The 20,852-nt window shown below is 38.4% G+C and carries 16 protein-coding genes; 6 read left to right on the top strand and 10 right to left on the bottom strand.

Features of this window, described 5'->3' with window-relative positions; genetic code table 11:
- Positions 1 to 1,145, top strand: a 1,145-nt coding sequence (locus ACFQIC_RS16110; RefSeq protein ID WP_390217416.1) for a transposase, incomplete at its 5' end; no start/stop codon positions are given.
- Positions 1,146 to 1,576: 431 nt separating this feature from the next.
- On the opposite strand, the gene ACFQIC_RS16105 is transcribed toward ACFQIC_RS16110, so the two are convergent.
- The 3 genes from ACFQIC_RS16105 to ACFQIC_RS16095 form a co-directional block, all read right to left on the bottom strand.
- Positions 1,577 to 2,827 (bottom strand): aminopeptidase, encoded by a 1,251-nt coding sequence (locus tag ACFQIC_RS16105; RefSeq protein WP_204710369.1) that lies wholly within the window; start codon positions 2,825 to 2,827, stop codon positions 1,577 to 1,579.
- A 122-nt stretch (positions 2,828 to 2,949) separates the two neighbouring features.
- Positions 2,950 to 4,848, bottom strand: a complete 1,899-nt coding sequence (locus ACFQIC_RS16100; protein WP_204710368.1) for an ABC-F family ATP-binding cassette domain-containing protein — start codon at positions 4,846 to 4,848, stop codon at positions 2,950 to 2,952.
- Positions 4,849 to 5,042: 194 nt separating this feature from the next.
- A complete protein-coding gene (locus ACFQIC_RS16095; RefSeq protein WP_390217414.1) occupies positions 5,043 to 6,458 on the bottom strand; it encodes an alanine/glycine:cation symporter family protein in 1,416 nt (471 codons plus the stop codon).
- Positions 6,459 to 6,714: 256 nt separating this feature from the next.
- Here ACFQIC_RS16095 and ACFQIC_RS16090 point away from each other — a divergent pair, with 256 nt between their 5' ends.
- From ACFQIC_RS16090 to ACFQIC_RS16080, 3 genes are all read left to right on the top strand, one after another.
- Complete coding sequence (locus ACFQIC_RS16090) at positions 6,715 to 7,785, top strand: Fe(3+) ABC transporter substrate-binding protein (protein ID WP_204710367.1); 1,071 nt, start codon at positions 6,715 to 6,717, stop codon at positions 7,783 to 7,785.
- Between the two features lie 152 nt (positions 7,786 to 7,937).
- Positions 7,938 to 9,548 carry an ABC transporter permease gene (locus ACFQIC_RS16085; protein ID WP_204710378.1) on the top strand — a complete coding sequence of 537 codons (1,611 nt, stop codon included), beginning with the start codon at positions 7,938 to 7,940 and terminating at the stop codon, positions 9,546 to 9,548.
- A gap of 1 nt (position 9,549) precedes the next feature.
- On the top strand, positions 9,550 to 10,248 hold the full coding sequence (locus ACFQIC_RS16080) for an ABC transporter ATP-binding protein (RefSeq protein ID WP_204710366.1): 699 nt from the start codon (positions 9,550 to 9,552) through the stop codon (positions 10,246 to 10,248).
- Between the two features lie 172 nt (positions 10,249 to 10,420).
- Here the strand turns inward: ACFQIC_RS16080 and ACFQIC_RS16075 are convergent, their stop codons facing one another.
- Genes ACFQIC_RS16075 through ACFQIC_RS16065 form a run of 3 tightly spaced genes read right to left on the bottom strand, consistent with a single transcriptional unit; the run spans position 10,421 to position 13,022 of the window.
- Positions 10,421 to 10,933: an acyl-CoA thioesterase gene (locus ACFQIC_RS16075; RefSeq protein WP_204710365.1), complete on the bottom strand. Its 513-nt coding sequence runs from the start codon at positions 10,931 to 10,933 to the stop codon at positions 10,421 to 10,423.
- 50 nt (positions 10,934 to 10,983) lie between these two features.
- Positions 10,984 to 12,333, bottom strand: a complete 1,350-nt coding sequence (locus tag ACFQIC_RS16070; protein ID WP_204710364.1) for a sensor histidine kinase — start codon at positions 12,331 to 12,333, stop codon at positions 10,984 to 10,986.
- On the bottom strand, positions 12,330 to 13,022 hold the full coding sequence (locus ACFQIC_RS16065) for a response regulator transcription factor (protein ID WP_204710362.1): 693 nt from the start codon (positions 13,020 to 13,022) through the stop codon (positions 12,330 to 12,332). Before ACFQIC_RS16065 ends, ACFQIC_RS16070 begins: the two co-directional genes overlap by 4 nt.
- A gap of 199 nt (positions 13,023 to 13,221) precedes the next feature.
- Here ACFQIC_RS16065 and ACFQIC_RS16060 point away from each other — a divergent pair, with 199 nt between their 5' ends.
- On the top strand, positions 13,222 to 14,367 hold the full coding sequence (locus ACFQIC_RS16060) for a S1C family serine protease (RefSeq protein ID WP_204710361.1): 1,146 nt from the start codon (positions 13,222 to 13,224) through the stop codon (positions 14,365 to 14,367).
- A gap of 179 nt (positions 14,368 to 14,546) precedes the next feature.
- Here the strand turns inward: ACFQIC_RS16060 and ACFQIC_RS16055 are convergent, their stop codons facing one another.
- Complete coding sequence (locus ACFQIC_RS16055) at positions 14,547 to 15,128, bottom strand: helix-turn-helix domain-containing protein (protein ID WP_204710360.1); 582 nt, start codon at positions 15,126 to 15,128, stop codon at positions 14,547 to 14,549.
- 110 nt (positions 15,129 to 15,238) lie between these two features.
- On the opposite strand from ACFQIC_RS16055, the gene ACFQIC_RS16050 reads away from it, so the two are divergent.
- Entirely contained in the window at positions 15,239 to 16,225 is a 987-nt protein-coding gene (locus ACFQIC_RS16050) for a DMT family transporter (RefSeq protein WP_204710359.1), read from the top strand.
- 285 nt (positions 16,226 to 16,510) lie between these two features.
- Here the strand turns inward: ACFQIC_RS16050 and cls are convergent, their stop codons facing one another.
- From cls to ACFQIC_RS16035, 3 genes are all read right to left on the bottom strand, one after another.
- Entirely contained in the window at positions 16,511 to 17,953 is a 1,443-nt protein-coding gene (gene cls / locus ACFQIC_RS16045) for a cardiolipin synthase (RefSeq protein ID WP_204710358.1), read from the bottom strand.
- 133 nt (positions 17,954 to 18,086) lie between these two features.
- A complete protein-coding gene (locus ACFQIC_RS16040; protein ID WP_204710357.1) occupies positions 18,087 to 18,623 on the bottom strand; it encodes a transcription repressor NadR in 537 nt (178 codons plus the stop codon).
- Between the two features lie 45 nt (positions 18,624 to 18,668).
- Positions 18,669 to 20,132, bottom strand: coding sequence for a glycoside hydrolase family 32 protein (locus ACFQIC_RS16035; protein WP_204710356.1), 1,464 nt, complete (start codon positions 20,130 to 20,132; stop codon positions 18,669 to 18,671).
- Positions 20,133 to 20,852: the final 720 nt, after the last annotated feature.

Genomic DNA, 20,852 nt, shown 5'->3' with positions numbered 1-20,852 from the left:
CGGAGGATCCCGTGATTCATTCCACCTCTCTGACCAAGTTTCGTAGACTTCGTCTAGTGGATAAGACGGTTGCGTTAGCATTGGAACATGAGGTGTTGGCAAGCCATACCTTAATCTTGGATGCCACCCATTCGGCGTCCCGTTTTCATGCGAAAACAGCGAAAGAATATGTACAGGAGAAATCCAAGTCATTACGAAAAACAGTCTATCAGTATAAGGAAACCATCAAAAAGCAGTTCCCAACCAAGCCAACGACCAACTCACTAGAAGATGAAATTACATATACCAATGCTTTACTTGATGTCATCGATCAAGAAGATAACCTAAAAAAGATGCCTGCCATTAAAGAGAAAATGAATAGGGTAAAAGAAGTCATCGATGATATTGAAGAAGAGGCGAATTATGGTGGAGATCCCGATGCGCGAAAAGGTTATAAATCAGCAGACTATTCTTTCCTAGGATATAAAACACATATGGCCATGTCGGATGAACGAATTATAACAGCAGCGGTGGTAACATCTGGTGAAAAAAGTGACACGAAGTATTTAAAGGAATTGGTGGAATCAAGTAAAAAGAGTGGGATGAAGGTAGATACGGTTTTAGGAGATACGGCTTATTCTAGTAAGGAAAATATACAGTACGCAAACGAACAAGAAATGAAATTGGTATCTCGTTTACACCCTGTGATAACCAATGGAAACCGCAAAGAAGGAATGGAATTTGAATTTAATAAAGATGCAGATAAGTATGTATGCCCTGCTGGACATTTAGCGACAAAAAAAGCCATTAAAAAGAGAAAAGATTCTTCTCAAAATCCCCAATTGAAATATTATTTTGATGTGGAGAAGTGTAAAGTGTGTCCGCTACGTGAGGGTTGTTACAAGGAAGGAGCGAAAACAAAAACCTATTCGGTAACGATCAAATCTAATGAGCATATCGAACAGGAGAAATTCCAAGAAACAGAGGAATTCAAACGATTAGCTAAAGAGCGATACAAAATCGAAGCAAAAAATAGTGAAATCAAGCACAGACACGGGTATGAAAGAGCAAATTCCTCGGGTCTATTTGGAATGAAAATTCAAGGAGTAACCACGATATTCGTGGCCAATATGAAAAGAATAATCAAACTAATGAATGAAAAGTAGGTGGTAATACCCTACAAAATAGAAAAAGAGGAGTGATTTTCTCTCAAAAGTTACGAAAATTACTCCTCTTTTTCTATTTTATTTTTAATCTTTTAAAAAATATGAGGTTTTTCAGCAGCCTCGAGAAGGAGCTAGGCGAGACCCCACAGGGAGTGTCAACGACCGAGGAGTCTTGCCAGTTCTCCCGCAGGAAAGCGAGTTGTTTCAAAGCCACCCCTATCCCTTATATGGTAACGAACCCCATGACCTCGGAATTGGGTCTTCAACAATCCTGCTACGTTTGTTTAAGTGCATTTCTTCAAAATCTCTATATCAAGTTTTACATATAACCTAAACTGCCTAACAAATTGCATATCAATTTGTTAGGCAGTTTAGGTTATATTTTCTTTGTTTGAGATAGGTAACGAAACCCCTTAGAACTCATCGTTACATTATGAATTAAAATTCAAAGCCCAGCTACCTTTGCGCATAACTGGTTCTTTCGTTCCGTCTTCTAAAATGCCATCAATATCAATCTGGTCAGAACCCATCATAAAGTCCACATGACTCAAACTATGGTTCACCCCGTTTTGATCTAACTCATCTTCACTCATATCAGATCCACCCTCCACATTATTCGGATAAGCTTTTCCTAGAGCTAAGTGACATGAAGCATTTTCATCATAAAGTGTATTATAAAAAATTAATCCAGATTGAGAAATTGGTGATTCATGAGGAACAAGGGCTAGTTCACCAAGATGCTTAGAGCCTTCATCCGTATCTAATAAGTGCTTCAACGTGTCTTCCCCTTGCACAGCTTTGTAATCGACGACTTTTCCTTCTTTAAAAGTCAGAGTGAAATTATCAATTACGTTTCCACCATAATTGAGTGGCTTCGTGCTTGAAACAGTGCCATTAACCCCATACTTATGAGGGGCAGTAAACACTTCCTCCGTTGGCATGTTCGGATTAAAGTTAATCTGACCGGTTACGGTTTTAGCGGATCCACCTTTCCAAACATGACCTTTTGGCAGCTCTACTTCAAGGTCCGTCCCTGGAGCTTTATACACAAGCTTATGATATTTCTTCTTGTTTAAAAATTCACGCGCTTGACGTAATATACGATTATGTTCTTCCCATGCTGCCAAAGGATCCTCTTGATCTACACGAACAATGCTGAAGATCTGCTCCCATAGTTTGTCGACAGCTTCTTCTACAGTCTCATCTGGAAAAATCTTTTGAGCCCAAGCAGGGATTGGAATACTCACGATTGACCATTGAATCCGATCATTCATCGTAAAGTTACGGAAATTGGTCATCGCTTCTGAGCGAGATTTGTTAGCTGCTGCAACTTTAGCTGGATCAATCCCTTTTAGTAAATCAGGGTCTGTTGAACGAACAGATAAAATAGCCGCTCCTTCTTCTCCAAAATAATCAAACATTTTCTGTTGCCATTCCGGTACTTCTTTTAAAACCTCCACATCAGCATATTCATAACGCAAGCGTGTCAGTTCATCATCGCCCCAGACGATGTAAACGTCTTTTGCACCCGCTTCATATGCTTTCTTTGCAATAATACGTGTGAATGGTGCACCTTCTACAGTAGAATTTATCATCAAACGTTGATCTTTTTGCAAGTTAACACCGGTTTTAAGTGCCAGTTCTGCATACTTTTCTAACTTTTCTTGGCTAGGAAATTTCATGTGAAACCCTCTCCTCTTCATTAAATATGTGCATGTATCCGTTATCAATTATTTCATAACTTCAGTATGAATACAAAAGGAAACCTGAGCAAAAATACCGACAAATCTGCTCAGGTTTAACATCATTCATTTTCTATTTCTTCAACTATCGTTGATAATTCTTCCCAACGCTCCATCTTTTGTTCTAATTGAGTTTCAAGAGATTCCTTATCATTAGATAGCTGTTCTACCTTACTATAATTAGTTGCTGAAGCTACCATTTCAGAATCAATACCCTCTATTTGTTCCTCTAATTTTGAGATTTCATTTTCAATGCCATCCCATTCTTGTTTTTCTCGAAATGATAACCGGCGTTTTCGGTTAGATCGGCGAGTTGATTCTTGCTCAGAATCTAATTCATTTGAGCTTGTTCTTTCCATTTTGTGTTGTTGGAGATGATCCAAATATTCTGAGTAATTCCCATAGAAACGTTCAGTACTACCTGAACCATCAAAAGTTAATAGCTTGTCAACCACTCGATCTAAAAAGTAACGGTCATGGGAAACAGTAATAACAACACCAGGAAACTGATCTAAATAATTTTCTAGAACACTTAACGTTTCGGTATCAAGGTCATTGGTCGGTTCATCTAGAAACAACACATTTGGTTCTTCCATAAGAACGCGTAATAAATATAATCTTCGACGCTCTCCACCTGATAGACGTTCGATATAAGTCCACTGCTGAGATCGAGGAAATAAAAATCTCTCCAACATTTGTTCAGCCGTGATCTCATCTCCATCTGCTGTTGAAATAACCTCTGCCACTTCTTTAATGTAATCAATCACTCTAAGAGAACCATCTAAGTCTTCATGATCCTGCGTATAATAGCCTATTTTAACAGTTGATCCTATTGTAACCTCGCCAGCATCAGGTATAAGTTGTTCTGCCATTATATTAAGCAAGGTCGTTTTCCCTGAACCATTCGGACCGATGATCCCAATACGCTCCTCTGGAACGACTAAATAGTTAAAATCATTGATCATTATATTCCCATTAAAGGCATGAGATATTTGCTTTAATTCAATGACTTGTTTTCCTAATCTTGTTGATCCAATCGCCATATCAACATTCTGCTTTTTCGTTTCGTAACTTTGCTCCTGCATCGTCTCTACACGCTGCTTTCTTGCCTTTTGTTTCGTCGTTCGAGCTTTGGCCCCACGCCTTAACCAGGCAAGCTCACGTTTGAGTGCATTTTGGTGTTTTTGCTCTGCTTGATGCTCCCATTCCTCACGATCAGCCTTCTTTTCAAGAAACGTTTCATAATTTCCCCCATATATGTGTAAAGTTCCACGATCTAATTCATAAATTAAATTCGTCACTCGGTTTAAAAAGTACCGATCGTGTGTGACTACCATTAACGAACCTTTATATTGAGCCAGATACCCTTCAAGCCATTCAATTGTCTCATTATCAAGATGGTTGGTCGGCTCATCTAATAACAAAAGATCCGCAGGTTGAATTAGTGCTTTAGCAATCGCCACACGTTTCTTTTGACCACCAGATAACTCCCCGATTTTTTTATCGAATGATTCAATTCCTAATTTAGTCAATATGGTTTTTGCCGTAGTATTTGCTTCCCAAGCATTTTTTTCATCCATTTGTTGCTGTAATTTCAACATTCTTTCCTGGACTTTTGTGTTCTCCGGTTCATTTTCAAGCAGTTGCAGCACCTGTTCATATTCTCTAATAGCTATCATAATATCTGAATCGCCATAATAAATTTGCTGTAAAACAGTTAAATCGGGATCCAGCAAAGGTTCTTGAGATAAATATTCTATTGTAAAGTCTTTCGCATGCTGTTGAGTTCCAGAATCACCCGACTCAATATTAGCTATAATCTTCATCAAGGTTGATTTTCCCGTTCCATTAACCCCAATCAGACCAATTCTCTGACCTTTCGAAATCGTGAAAGATAATTTATCAAATAACGTTTTATCTCCATAACTCTTACTTATATTTTCAACAGATAAAATACTCATCCTGCACACCCTTTTATCATCAATCTACATCTACTTTATCATAAGATGAAACTTCATACAGGGGGAAGGGTTTTCTACCTGATTGCTAGGTTGACGAATCGGACGTTTTCGTACGCTTAAATCCTTCGATTGCTCCTATTTAAATATAAAAAAATCAACACTGCTTTTTTTAAAGTAGTGTTGATTCCTTATAGTTATGACTCTTTTTCGGATGATTGCTCACGTTTCCAATATTCCATCCCCGTTACCCCTGGCAGGTGATCACGGTAAAATACTGGATCCTTCCCTTGTTTTCGTTGGATTCTATAATCTTTTAAGGCGGCATAAGCAACTTTAGATAACATAAAGATCGCAAACAAGTTGATTAATGCCATAATCCCCATAGTTAAATCAGCAAGAGACCATACGAACCCAAATTCTGCTATTGCACCAAATAGAACCATAGCTAAAACTCCTATACGATATATGAAAATATTAGTGGCACTTTTTTTTATAAACTCAATATTTGTTTCTCCGTAATAATAATTTCCAATAATAGAACTAAACGCAAATAAGAAAATGGCTATCGCTATAAATATAGCCGCCCATGTCCCTAACTCTGTTTCGAAAGCTAATTGAGTGATTTGTATTCCCTCAAGGTCTGTATTCATATATTCACCAGAAAATAGGATGATAATGGCTGTAGCACTACAAATCATTAATGTATCTGTAAATACCCCAAGAGTCTGGATTAAACCTTGCTTTACAGGGTGTGTAACCTCTGAGGTAGCTGCAGCATTTGGCGCACTCCCCATCCCCGCTTCGTTTGAGAATAAACCACGTTGAACACCAATTAAGATCATTCCACCAAAGGTTCCTCCAGCAAATTCCCTAAAACCAAACGCTCCTTGGAAAATCATTGCGAACATTTCTGGAATTTGAGCTATGTTACCAAAAAAAACATAAAGAGCTAAGATAATATAAAAGAAAGCCATAACCGGTATTACAATTTGTGTAATTTTAGCAATTCGTTTCAGTCCACCAAAAATAACTATAGCTACTATCGCAGTTAATATGAGACCCATAGCCCACTTTCCTATATTAAAAGATTCCTCAAATGCTAAACGAATCGTGTTTGACTGGACAGAACTGAAAACGAGACCATATGTAAACGTAATGGTGATCGCAAATATAATTCCTAGTTTGCGATTATTCAAACCTTTTTCCATATAGTAGGCAGGTCCACCTCGGTACTGGTCTTTTTCAGGAATTTTATAAATCTGAGCTAATGTACTCTCAATAAAACTGGAGGCTCCACCGAGAATAGCGACCATCCACATCCAAAACACCGCGCCAGGTCCACCGATAGAAATAGCTGCAGCTACACCCGCAAGGTTTCCGGTTCCAACACGTGAAGCCGTACTAATTGTAAAGGCCTGAAAAGGAGACGTTCCCTTTTTCCCTCTTGCTGAAATTGAACGTTTGTCAAAAAGAACGCGAAACATCTCAGGAATGTAAGTAAACTGCGCAAACTTTAATCGAATACTAAATAATAGACCTAAACCAAGTAATACAAAGATTAGTATGTATTCCCAAACCAAATCGTTTAAAAAACTTATGATAAATTCCAATTCGTACACCTCCAAATTATATAAAAAGATCCTTTTGCAAACTTCATTCCCTTCACTCACAGTATTAAAACTAGCCTCCCTACCACGAACAACTTTACCACCTTACGGGAATAGATCAACCAATATTTCAGTTTATAATTCTCCTGATTTTATAAAAACATTAAAAAGATGTTGACTTCTGTTTCAATTTCAGTAAAATATTAAATGATATTGAAAATCATTTTCAACTATCAAAAATACATATGAGGTGATTAACATGAAGAAATGGTTTTTGTATAGTTTCCTTCTGATTTGCTCAGTTTCTTTAGTTGCGTGCGGAAGCAACAAGGAAGGTAATGCTTCTTCCGATTCAAATGGTGAGGGTAAAGTCGCAACTGGAGAGATTAACTTATATACAGGGCGCCATTACGACACAGATCAGGACCTGTATGACAAGTTCACTGAACAAACAGGTATTGGAGTAAACGTGATAGAAGGTAAAGATGACGAGTTAATTGCTCGGATGGAACGTGAAGGAAAAGCATCAGAAGCAGACCTTTTAATTACAGCTGATGCCGGGCGATTACATCGTGCAAAAACTCAAGAGCTCCTGCAAGAGGTCGATAGTGAAGTACTGTCTGAAAATATTCCAGACAATCTTCGTGATGAAAATAATGAATGGTTTGGTCTAACAAAACGCGCACGTATCATTGCTTATAATAAAGAAACTGTTAACCCTGAGGATATTAACAACTATGCGGATTTAACTAAAGATGATTGGTCGGATAAAGTGCTCATTCGCTCCTCCCAAAACATTTATAACCAATCTCTAGTTGCTTCTTTGATCGCATTAGATGGAGAGGAAGAAGCTAAAGAATGGTCTCAAGGGATTGTAGACAATATGGCACGTGATCCCAAAGGCGGTGACCGTGATCAAGCAAAAGCCATCGCAGCCGGCGAAGGTGACGTTGCCGTTATGAACACGTACTATCTTGGAAAGATGTTAAATTCCGAAGATGAACAAGAAGTTGACGTTGCTAAACAGTTAGGTGTAATTTTCCCTGATCAACAAGGAAATGGCACCCACATTAACATCAGCGGAATTGGAATGGCTGCTAGCAGCCAGAACACAGAGGAAGCTCAAAAATTCATGGAATTCTTAACAGAAGAAGAATCTCAAAAACAATTCGCTGAAGCCAACTATGAATATCCTGTAAATCCAAATGTTGAACCGACAGAAATTCTAAAAGAGTGGGGAGAATTTGAGGAGCAAGACTTAAACCTAAGTGAGTTGGGTGAAAACAACAAAAATGCAATTAAACTTATGAATGAAGTAGGTTGGAAATAACCCAACCTTAAAATGCCCCCTCTTAAGGTAGAGGGTGGCATTTTGGTATATATACAATTAACTAGGTGATATGCGGTATTTTCCTACATTTCAGGGTTTATCAATAAAAGGACGTGTCGGCTTTGAAGCTGTTTCGAAAACTACCAGAGTATATGAATACTTGGTCATTACTTAGTATGATTATCGTGGTCCTCATTTTACTACCCAATCTAACAATATTAATCAACTTCTTTACACAACAAGCAGAAAACTGGGCGCATATCCAAGAGTTTATTCTTCCTAATCTTATTAAAAGTACAGGTTTATTAATATTATGTACTGGTATCCTAGCGATTATTATTGGTACCAGTCTGGCCTGGCTAGTTTCAGCTTATGATTTTCCACTTAAAAATTTTTTCAAGTGGGGGTTAATCCTACCACTAGCCATACCACCCTACATTGCAGGGTATACGTATAACGGAATTCTCAATTATACTGGGGCTATTCAAACCACACTTCGTAACAAGTGGAACATTGAAATTAATCAGACCTATTTTGATATTTTAAACCTGCCGGGGGCAGTGTTTATATTCACACTATTCCTATTCCCCTATGTGTATATGATTACTAGAGCCTTCTTACAAAACCAATCGGCATCTCTAATCGAAAATGCACGATTACTCGGTCGAGGTCCTTTGGAAATTTTTTTTCGTGTTGTCTTACCTATTTCAAGAGGAGCTATAGTCGGTGGTGTCAGCCTTGTACTTTTGGAAGTTTTAAATGATTACGGAGTCGTTCAGTATTTTGGAGTCCCAACATTCAGCACAGCAATTTTTCAAACATGGTTTGGCATGGGTGACTTAAATGCAGCGATTAAGCTCTCTGCGACCTTGATGTTCATTGTCTTTGCTATTCTTGTATTAGAAAAATTTCTAAGAGGTCGTAAAAAATATAGTTATACAACAACTAAAATTCGTTCCCTACAACCGATAAAATTAACAAGATCCAAAGCATGGACCGCTTTCAGCTATTGCACTTTTATATTTTCGCTTGGTTTCCTTATCCCACTTGTTCAACTCATCTCTTGGATGTTGTTAACTTATGAGAAAATAATATCCCTTGAGTTTTTAGAACTTATTTGGAACTCACTGCTCGTATCCATTGTCGGTGCAGCAATGATCATTGTTTTTGCGGTGATTATTGCTAACTTCGCAAGGATGCACGAAAGCTTTATATCAAAAGCCTCTGCAAGGATAACGATTCTCGGTTATTCCATTCCCGGTGCCGTAATCGCTGTCGGTATTAGCACAGTTTTCATTCAAATAGATAACCTGCTCTTTGAATTTTATGGGCTGATTGGACTGGACGCATCATTATATATAAGTACAAGTCTATTTATGTTAATATCTGCTTATGTAATTCGATTCCTTGCTATAGGATACAATTCCCTCGAAGCAGGATTCGATAAAGTTGGAAATAAATTCACCGAAGCCTCTCGAATGCTCGGAATGAATATAACAGCAACTTTTTTCAAGGTAGACTTAAAAATGGTTAAAGGCCCCCTTATAAGTGGGTTTATCCTCGCATTTATTGAGATCATTAAAGAACTTCCACTTACATTAATCTTACGGCCATTTAACTTCAATACGTTATCAACCAAGGCTTTTCAATACGCAAGTGACGAACAAATACATGAAGCTTCACTTGCTTCTATTATGATTGTCATTATTAGTGCCCTTGCCATTTATATTTTCCATCAAGTTTTAGAAAAGGAGTCGAACTAACATGTTCATTCAAATCGAAGACCTCTGTTTCAACTATCGGAATGCCAAAGAAAATATCATCCAGAACTTTAACTTATCGATAGATCAAGGTGAGATCATCTCTATACTTGGGGAAAGCGGAAGTGGAAAAAGCACAATTCTACGTCTCCTATGCGGACTTGAAACCCCGAGTTGCGGAACTATTAGAATTAGTAACAACATCATGACCGACGACCATCACTTCGTCCTCCCAGAAAAGCGAGGGATTGGCATTGTCTTTCAAGATTATGCCCTCTTTCCTCACATGACTGTTTCCGAAAATATTAAGTTCGGGTTAAAAGGGTATGACCGAAAAGCAAGAAAAAAACGCATTGAAGAAGTGCTCGATCTCGTGAACATGATGAATTTTATGAAACGTTATCCACATGAGCTTAGTGGTGGTCAGCAACAGAGGATTGCCCTCGCCAGAGCGCTCGCTCCAAAACCAACCCTGCTATTACTCGATGAGCCATTTAGTAACCTCGATGCTGACTTACAAATCAAAATACGTAGGGAATTGAAAGACATTATAAAAAAAACTGGTACCACTTCGATTTTCGTTACACATGATCATGAAGACTCCCATGCAATCGCCGATCGAATCATTACAATGCGAGACGGTGCTGCCTATGACTGGGAATCCATTTGTACACTTCGTAGAGAACAAGAACACCTCGTCTAATTTGATTCGCAAACGTTCGTCAAAGCTTTTTATATCCTAGGCGATTTACAACTTCTAAAATAATATTAAACATATTAAACAACGATGATGGTGAGCAAACGGCTCATCATCATCGTTGTTTAAGGTATATTGATGTGGAGCATTCGTGTCTTCTAGGCCACTTTCGCTTTTCTTACTTCCAAGGGAGTTTAGTTCCGAACATTTCGGCGAGTTCTTTTGATTCTTTTCGTCTATTTCTTCGTTGTTCATGGCGTTTTTTGGCGCCGTCGTGTAGCCATTTTTCTTCATCTGATTCAGGATAGACGGGTGGTACTTGAGCCGGTTGATTATTTTCATCTACTGCGACCATGGATAAAAATGCAGTCGTACAAAGTTTCCGATCTCCAGTAAGTAGGTTTTCTGTTACTGCCTTTACGAAAACTTCCATAGAAGTATTATGAGTGTATGTCACAAAACCTTCTAGACAGATAGTATCACCTTCAAAAACGGGTTGGAGGAAGTCAACGGAGTCAGTAGAAGCTGTAACGACAGGCTTGCGACAGTGGCGAACGGACGCAATGGCTGCGACATCGTCTATATAAGCCATCAATTTGCCTCCGAAAAGTGTTCCATGACTGTTTGTATCTGGTGGAAGTACATGTGAATTTTTAACGGCTAATGAATCTATGCATGGTTTAGCGTCCATAATCATCATTCCTCTCTTTCTTATGGAATCGTTCTCTAACTATTGTATCATTAATTTTCTTGCTCAAACCTTTTCGGTAAACTAATTTCAAAAGTAGCCCCTACACTTCCAACATTATTTTTAGCACGAATCGTTCCACCACTCCGCTCAATAATCGCTCGAGAAATGGCTAGTCCTAATCCTGTTTCTCCGCCTTTTCCTTTAATAAATCTTTGAAAAAGCTGAGGCATTAATTCGTCTGGTATACCTGATCCATCATCAACAACTTGTATAGAAATAGTTTCTGAAGATACTTTAGATACAATTTCGACTTGCTCCTCAGCATGTCTTACACCATTCCCTATAATGTTAATGAATGCTTGCAATACTCGTTCAGGATCGACATAGCTGTAAAAATTTTCATCTGAATGAAAATGCAATTTAATACCTTTATCATTTGCTAAAGGAAACAAGCGATCTTTTGCTTGTCCTGCTAATTCTACGAGGTTCACCTCTTTTGGTTGATAAACGTCTTCACTACTATCTAATTTAGCTAATAAAATCATTTCGTTGACGATTTTTTTCAACCGCTCCGTTTCACTCACCATTACGTCTAATCCTCGATCTGCATCATGACCTTTAAAAATACCATCGCGAATTCCCTCGGCATAACCTTGAATCGACATAAGAGGTGTTTTCAATTCATGGGAGGCATTTTGGAAAAACTGCTTCTGACTGTTGATATAACGTTCTAGTTCTTCTGCCATATGACGCACACTTTGCTCAACTTCTTTGATTTCGCCACTTGATTTGACGGGTTTAACCTGGTCAAATTGTCTTTTTTCTATTTTCTTAACTTCTTGTTTGAGTCGGCTTAATGGAGTTACTAAACGATTGGTCATGAAATAACTCACACCTAACGCTAGCAACAATCCGATAATGATAACGTAAATCATCCGTTGCGCAAATGCATTCTGAACAGCCTGTAAATCATCTAACGGTGTAGCCATGACTAAAATACGCTGGGAGCTATTTGGCGCGAAGGGAATAGGATAAACTACATAACTTTCCCCCTGACTTTCCCACACCTCTTCACTGGCAAGTTCATCTTCAAACCTCTCCATCCAATCAACCGCTGTTGCAGAAGGTAACGTACTGAACAAAACTTCTTCTTGTCTCAAATCAAAAAGTAATAGCGGATAATCTTGATCTTGAACGAGGCTAGTAAGCTGAGGTAATCTAACGGACGGATCTTGCTCCTGGGATATTTGGCTTAGTAACTGTGCCCGATCTTCTAATTGTGCACGTTCATCCTGTATGAGCATGTCCATAAGTAAGGAATAAATATAAAAGCCTGTAATTGCCATTATGATAAGAATTAGTGTAGCAAACGCTGCATTTAACTGAGATTGTAGTTTCATGAAGAACCTCTGTTAGCACGAAGACGATAGCCATGTCCCCAAACTGTTTCAAGTGGTAACTCTTTCATTTTTTTTCGCAATCGTTTGACGAGGTCATCCACCGCACGATCACTTCCAAAATAATCCTCACCCCATACCTTCACTAATAACTCTTCCCGACTATACGCACGGTTTTCATGCTGTGCTAAAATCTTTAATAACTCATATTCTTTTGTTGTTACTTCTACTTCATTGCCTTGAAAGTAAGCACTACGTTCGGTCTCGTTTAATCTTAATTCCCCTGCTTGAATTAGCTCATTTTCTTCAGAAGGCTCTGTTTGCATGACACTCCAACGTTTGAGTTGTCTTTTGACGCGCGCTACAAGTTCGCGAGGACTAAAAGGTTTCGTTAAGTAGTCATCCCCACCAAGTTCAAGACCTAGAATTTTATCCACTTCTTCATCTTTAGCCGAGATAATAATAATAGGAACTTCAGACGATTGCCTTATCCTTTTACAGAATTCGTAACCATCAATCCCAGGAAGCATGATGTCAAGAACCCATAAATCTGGAGGAGATTGTTGAAAGACTTCCCACGCTTTTTCAGCTGTATCCAAAGCCTCTACTTGATAACCTTCCTTATCTAAGTATGCTTTTACGATGTCACGTATATTCGCATCATCTTCAACCAAACCGATACTCCGCTCCATAAAAAGACCTCCTTTCTCCATATAATACTTGTACCCATTTTCGCATATTTTCATGTGCTAATGGTGCTTTACACACTTTTTACATACTTCCTCCAAAGTCTTACCATATCTGATCAATATACTATAAATTGTACAGTCGTTATCCAATAGATTGTGGCATTTGATCAATTTTAATTAAGAAAGGGGTCTTTGATCACAAATGAATGATGAGCAAAAAACAATAAAACAAAGTAAAAAGCGATCAGGTTTTGCTTATGGTGTTTTAGGAGCTATTCTTGCTACCTTTTTAATAACAGCCGTTTTTCAATGGAAGGGAATTTCGATCACGATAAATACAGACGAACCTACTGCACAAGCAGACGAACTAAACATTGGCCAGAATCAAGGTAATGTAACTCAGGCCATTAATGAAACATCAGAATCAGTTGTAGGAATAAGCAATAGCCAGCAAGGAATTCAAGGAAGCCAAAAAGCCGGCACTGGATCTGGGGTCATTTATAAGAAAGATGGCAATCAAGCTTTTGTCGTAACTAACCATCACGTTATTGAAAATGCCTCCTCCCTTGAAGTGATATTACACGATGGGACAAAAGTTGAAGCCGAAGTAAAAGGTAGTGACCCACTGACAGATCTAGCCGTTTTACAAATAGATGGCGAACATGTAGATAAGGTTGCGAAGTTAGGATCAGCTCAAGATGTTGAAGTTGGTCAAACAGCCATAGCTATCGGCAACCCACTCGGCATGAAATTCGCCGGATCAGCCACAAAAGGAATAATTAGTGGTCTCGAACGTAATATCCCAGTAGATATTAATGGAGACCAGCAGCCAGATTGGCAAACCGAAGTCATTCAAACAGATGCTGCCATTAATCCCGGCAATAGCGGGGGAGCGCTGATCAATTTACAAGGGGAAGTCATAGGTATTAACTCTATGAAAATTGCCCAAGAACAAGTAGAAGGCATTGGTTTCTCTATCCCAATGGATACAGCAAAACCGATCATTGATGATTTAGAGAAAACTGGAGAAGTAACTCGCCCATACATGGGTGTACAATTGCAGGACGTAAGCCAGATTCCTAGTCCAGTTCTTGAAGGGGAATTGAATTTGCCTAATGATGTTACCCAGGGCGTACTCATAGGCAGTGTGGAAGAAGGCTCTCCAGCAGCTGATGCCGGATTAGAAAAATATGATGTGATTACTAAAATTGACGACGAAGAAGTTGACTCACTTATGAGCCTTCGCCAGTATTTATACAATGATGTTAAAGCTGGTGACCAAATAAACTTAACTATTTACCGTAATGGTGAACCGACGGAAGCTTCGCTCAAGCTTTCCTCCCAATAATTATATTAAAAATATAACCTCTCTTATTTGAGTGTCCTACAAGCTTCGGCTTTAGTGACACTCTTTTTTTATTCAATGATTTAAGTGCGTGTTCAAAAAGACGCCAAATTAGAAGCAAGAAGGTCGAGGCGGCGAAGAGATGCGCCGCTTATCATTTAGTGACTTTTCGAACATCCTCTTTAAGGTTTTGTATAGGTCATTACAAAGTGCAATACTGCTATAGATTCCTTGGGATTAATATACGCATGCTTTCGGTCGCCATTAAATTTTATAGAATCATATTCAAAAAGATGGTAAGTATCATCTTCCACCTTTACCTTTAACTCGCCCTCCATTACAGTAACGTACTCAAAAACTCCAGACTGATGGGCATCTGGCGAATATTCACTTTTAGGCTCAAGAAATGCTCTGTGTATTTCTATTGAACCATAATTTGAAGTATCAAATATGGGTTCTAATGTGCAGACCTCATTAGCACTGATTATTTTATTTCCCATGTTCTTTCGAGAAATCAATACTTCCTGGTTTTCATTAAGCAATGCGGAAATCGGGATGGTCAGACCATTAGCTATTTTCCAGATAATGGTTAGTGATGGGTTGGCTTCTCCTCTTTCAATATTCCCTAAGGTTAATTTGCTTACTCCTGTCATGTCTGCTAGTTCTTGCAAACTAACATTACGTTCCTTCCTTAGTCTTCTTAGAGTTTCTCCCACTTGTTTAGCTAATTTCTCAGCTTCAGTCATATGATGTTTATTATTCATGAGACAATCTCCTTTTAATTTTTGTACACACCAATCAGATAATATATAGTATAGTGAACTTATGGTTAATTATATCATACCTAATATTAGGTCAGAAAAGGTGTGTAGTTATGATAGAACTATTCATTGGTATTTTAGCTTCTATGTTTTTCGCTGTCACTTTTATATTAAATCGTTCCATGGACCTCGCAGGCGGAAGTTGGATGTGGAGTTCGTCATTAAGATTCCTATTTATGTTACCTTTCTTACTGTTAATTGTACTGTTCAGAAACAATCTGAAACAAGTGATTTATGAAATGCTGAAACAACCTTTTCAATGGTTAGGGTGGAGTTTCATTGGTTTTGTTCTATTTTATGCTCCTTTAACCTATGCAGCTTCCTATGGCCCCGGCTGGTTAGTTGCAGGAACTTGGCAAATAACCATTGTTGCTGGGACGTTATTAGCTCTGTTATTTTCCAATACCAATTTGGAACAATCTGGTCAATTTAAAGTCAGGAACAAAGTACAAGTCAGAGCTCTTTGTATTTCTTTACTCATATTATTAGGAGTCATTCTCATTCAACAGCAAAAATCATCAAGTTTAACTTTTCACGACTTGACGGCTGGTGTTTTACCCGTTGTATTTGCTGCATTTGCTTATCCTTTAGGTAACCGTAAGATGATGGAGGTCTGTGGGGGAAGGTTAGATACATTTCAAAGAGTATTTGGCATGACATTAGCTAGCATTCCTTTTTGGTTAGTTATAAGTATTTTCGGCTTTATTAAAGTGGGTTCTCCTTCTTCAGAGCAACTCTTACAATCCTTCATTGTAGCTGTCTGCTCGGGAGTTATAGCCACTACTTTATTTTTTATAGCTACGGATAAGGTGAGAGATGATCAAGGGAAGTTGGCTGCTGTTGAAGCAACACAATCCATGCAAGTTTTATTTGTGATTATTGGAGAGGTTCTACTTTTATCAACACCTTTGCCAAGTGGTTTGGCTTTGCTTGGTCTGTTTATTATAATATTAGGTTTGATTCTTCATAGTTATTTTTCAAAAAAGGTAACCACGAAAAAAATTAAAATACAATGGCAAGAAAGAAAAAATCATGGGTGAAATTTAAAACAAGACTCGATTCTGAGATGATTGTGTGGAAAAAGAGGCGGTGGGGAAGGGGGTATTCATCTATTTCAACCTTGCAGAAAACGATAAATTGGTGAGACCCCGAAGAGCTTTAGGGGGGCCATTGAAAAACTAATAATTTAAGAGAATAAGAACCAAACCAATCAAAATATAGCACAAAACAAGGGAACAACCTAGATATTTGTAGGTTGTTCCCTTGTTTTTACTTTGTAAAGCTACTGAATTACTTAGCGATCCTAGAATAACGTCGCAAATGCCCTATAAAATTGGGGATAATAAACGAGCGACGGCCTCTTTAAACCTAATCCAAAGAGAACGCTTTTTATAAAGTTTATATGTTAGTTCTGTAGAATCAACTGTATCTTCGTGAAAACGATCCGCTAGCTCATGAGCAATGTCTGGATGATAAAGAAATGCATTCACTTCAAAATTAAGACGGAAGCTTCGTACGTCAATATTAGCAGTTCCTACTGAAGCAATATTGCCATCAACCACAATCGTTTTGGCATGCAAAAAACCTTTTTGATACACATATACAGTTGCTCCAGCCTTTAATAAGTCACCAATGTTTGAAAAAGTGGCCCAGTAGACAAACGGATGGTCTGGCATTCTCGGGATCATAATACGAACATCGACTCCCGATAATACCGCAATCCGCAAGGCATCAAGCAAACTATCATCTGGGATGAAGTAAGGCGTCTGAATATAAATATATTCTTTGGCAGAAAGAATCATCTTGATATAACCATGTTTAATTTGTTCCCATTCTGAATCAGGACCACTCGAAACAATTTGCATGGCGACATCACCTTCAGCTTCCGCCTGGTAATAACGTTCCTCGTAATGTATATCCTGAGAAGAAGCCTGGTTCCAGTCAAGAATAAAACGGGTTTGCATATTATTAACCGCCCCACCCTTGACTCTAAGATGTGTATCACGCCAATACCCGAACCGTTTACTAAAGCCTAAATATTCATCTCCAACATTAAATCCACCGATATAGCCCACTTTCCCATCAATAATCGCTAACTTTCGGTGATTTCGATAATTAATTTTCATATTTAGTTTTGGAATGAGTGGAGGGAAGAATGACTCAACTACCCCTCCTGCTTCTTCAATAGACCTTACAAATTTTCTACTAATCATGCGAGAACCCATATCATCATACAAAAGCTTGACCTCTATATTTTGCTTTGCCTTGCGAATCAAAGCTTCCGCCAATCGTTGACCGAGTTGATCATCCCTAACAATATAGTAAAGCAAATGAATATGGTCTTCCGCTTCCTCGATATCTTCTAGTAGAGCATGGAATTTTTTTTGACCGTCTGTAAATACTTCTACTTCGTTGTCCTGAGTAAGTAATGCATCATTATTTTTTAAATGCATAAAGATTAAATCTTCATATGTAACAATGTCTTTATGCAGAACCGTTAAGGTACGATCCTTGATTGCTCGCAGCTGATCTTGAACAGCTGTCAGCAATCCAAGACGACTTTTCTTATCCCATATAAAAATTTCTTTATTACTTAATCGACGTCCAAATACTAAATATAAAAAGAATCCGGCTACCGGTATAAATAGTAAAACCATCAGCCAAGCCCAAGTGGAACTTGCATCTCTTCGTTCAAGGAAAATAATTGCGAGTGCCAGAAGAACGTTCAAAACAATGACGGTACTAAAAATATATGGAATAATGTTCAACTTAAGGCACCTTCCTTTTCTTAACGACTATCTCCTGTCCACTATAGCATAATCAACAAAAATCCATACATAGCAAAACTTCAACTAGAAAAAACCAAAAAGGAGAAGATTCCATGAACCCTCTCTTGGTTAATTACGAATCGAGTAATATACCTTTTTTAGCAAGTTCTTCCACGGCATCATGCAAAGCTTCTTGTTGACTAGCCGCAATCGTATGTGTATGTATTCCTCCCGTTAACTCAAGTAAGAAGGTAGCTTCTGAAGACTTCACTCGTTCGATAAACTTTTTTACATCACGGCGATTGGAAACGCCCAGACGAGCTTTTAAGTCACCATAAACAGGATGTTCTACGATAACATCAAGAACATGAACACCATGATCAACAAGAATATTCAATTCTTCTTCCGTTTGCTCAGCTTCATGACGACACACAATTGACTGTTTATAGGGCAAATGATCGGTTGAATCTGTTATATAAACATACCCCTGACTTGTAGCTATAATTGGTTCTCCACTTGCCTTTAATAGCGAGACATCACCAACAATAACCTGTCTTGTCACTTGCATTTGTTCCGCAAGTGAACTTCCCTTCAAAGGTTCGTTGCTTCTTTTTAAATGAAAAAGAATTTGTTCTCTTCGTTCATTGGCCTTTATTTTTGAATCGCTCATTTCTATACTCCTTCGTCTATATTCCATGTCACTATATTACCATAATCACGTATAAATATAGCCGTTTAACTTCCACTGTTCCACAGAAAATGTACTGGTGCCTAATGAAGTAAACAATATATCACTATCTTCTAGTTGAGGATAAATTCTACTTGTGAATACTTCTTGTCCGTCATTCACAAAAATCTCAATGGATGAAGTATCAATAAACAAACGAAGCTCTTTTAAGTCGTCTTTAATGACAGTACGGCGAAACTCTGTCTGACTTTTATCTTCTAAATGTGGGCGTGACAATGTAAGAGTATTATCACTTTTTTTATAACTGAACGATACGTAATGAAAGATTTCTAGAGCAAACTGATCTTCCAACTTATCAAATTCAATGTTCAGTTCAATCGGTCTGCCTTCAATTCCTCGAATCGCCTTTTGATCGTTTGAAATCGAAATTTCAGAATGAAGCAAAACGTTCCCTCTCATTTCTTCTAATTCTGACACAGGTTTTTGAATGATTTGAGAACCATTCCATTCTAAAACACGAGGTATAGTTAATCCGTGAATCCAATGATTAGCAATAGTAGGGTGTGCTTGTTCATATTGATCTGGCACGCCCATCCACCCAAACAATATTCGACGTTCTTTTTCATCAAGCATCGTTTGTGGCGCATAAAATTCAAACCCTCGATCAAGCTCCTTGAACTCTCCATGTTCTAAACGCGGCTCGTCCTTGAATAATTGACCAGCGAAATAGCCGCTTTGGTAAGTATTTTGATACTTCATACCATCAGGCTGTAATCCTTGAGGTGATACAAGGAGAATGTCTTTATCCTCTAGTTTAAAAACATCTGGACATTCCCACATATACCCGAAATCACCCAACTTGTTTTCATATGAACCAGCAATAGGTCCAACAAACTCCCACTCCATTAAGTTATCCGATCGGAATAAAAGGACCTTGCCTTGTTTAGATTGATTTTTGGCTCCAACTACCATCAGCCACTGCTCTTCACTTTTCCACACTTTAGGATCTCGAAAATCACTTGTGTAGCCAGCTGGCACATAAGCTACAGGTCCTTTTTTCTCAAAATGCACTCCATCTGTTGAAGTAGCTAAACATTGGTACTCCTCGTGCTTTCCCTGTTCGTTAAATACATTTCCTGTGTAAAAAAGGTATAGGGTGTCTTGATAAGCAATTGCACTTCCGGAGAAGCAACCGTCTTTGTCAAACCATTCGGAAGGTGTTAGAGCAATACGTTCATGCTTCCATTGAACCAAGTCCTTTGAAACATAGTGCCCCCAAAACTTTTCCCCGTGGTCCGTTTTAAACGGCATCCATTGATAAAAAAGGTGGTATTCTCCCTTCCATTCGATTAAACCGTTTGGGTCATTCATTAAACCCACTGGCGGCATATGATGAAATTTTAATCGATAAGGGTCAGCGTTCACCTCTTTTTGATGTTTTTCTATTTCGTCTAACGCTGAATTTCTTAACTGGTCATCTATTGAAGACATATTTGGCCTCCTTCTATTTAATGGTAAGACTGTATTAAATTTTGTTGTTGATTTCTGTTACAAAAAGTATTGATTTCTTTATGAAGTACATTGCTTATTTTATTCCGTTAAAATCCCAGATTATTTAATAACAAGAAGTTCCGTTTGCCGTATGGAGTTTGGGAGGGCAGGGAAAACAGCTCGCTTTCCGCGGGCAGACGCCGAGCCTCCTCGAGCTTCGCTCTCGGGGTCTCGTCTAGTCCGCTTTTCCCGCAGGAGTCTCCCAGTTTTCCCTGCCCTCCCTGCTTCATATTTCAAGAACGGACCCGAGTAGCAGGCCTTCATCCATTCATGAAACCAGAGGATAAAAGTGCCGTTATATCAATGGCTACGTGCCGACTTCTAAGATTCGTGGTGTTTCGTAGCTCTTCTTCATGGCAAGGTGGTCGGGGGAAATGATGAGACCCTTCTCCCCATACCAATGACGGAACAGCGACATAATCTTGGAATCGAGTGTTCCACTATCCTACCCTATAACAGAATAAGCTTGACTCTTCATTTGGTGAATTTTAATGGTCATCGCTTTAATTGTGTAACTGGTAACACACAATTCTAATATCTAAATCTGGCCATCACATCCGTTTTGTATCAATTTATCTAAGTGACTCAATAGATCTGTGTGTTGGCAATATCCACTTTATGTAACAGGATTCAATTGGCTTTACAACAGATATCTTATAC

The sequence above is a fragment of the Halobacillus seohaensis genome, from assembly GCF_042663045.1.
Classification (GTDB): Bacteria; Bacillota; Bacilli; order Bacillales; family Halobacillaceae; genus Halobacillus_A; species Halobacillus_A seohaensis.
The sequence above is the reverse complement of the archived record's forward strand: the minus strand, read 5'-3'. Positions and strand labels throughout refer to the sequence as shown.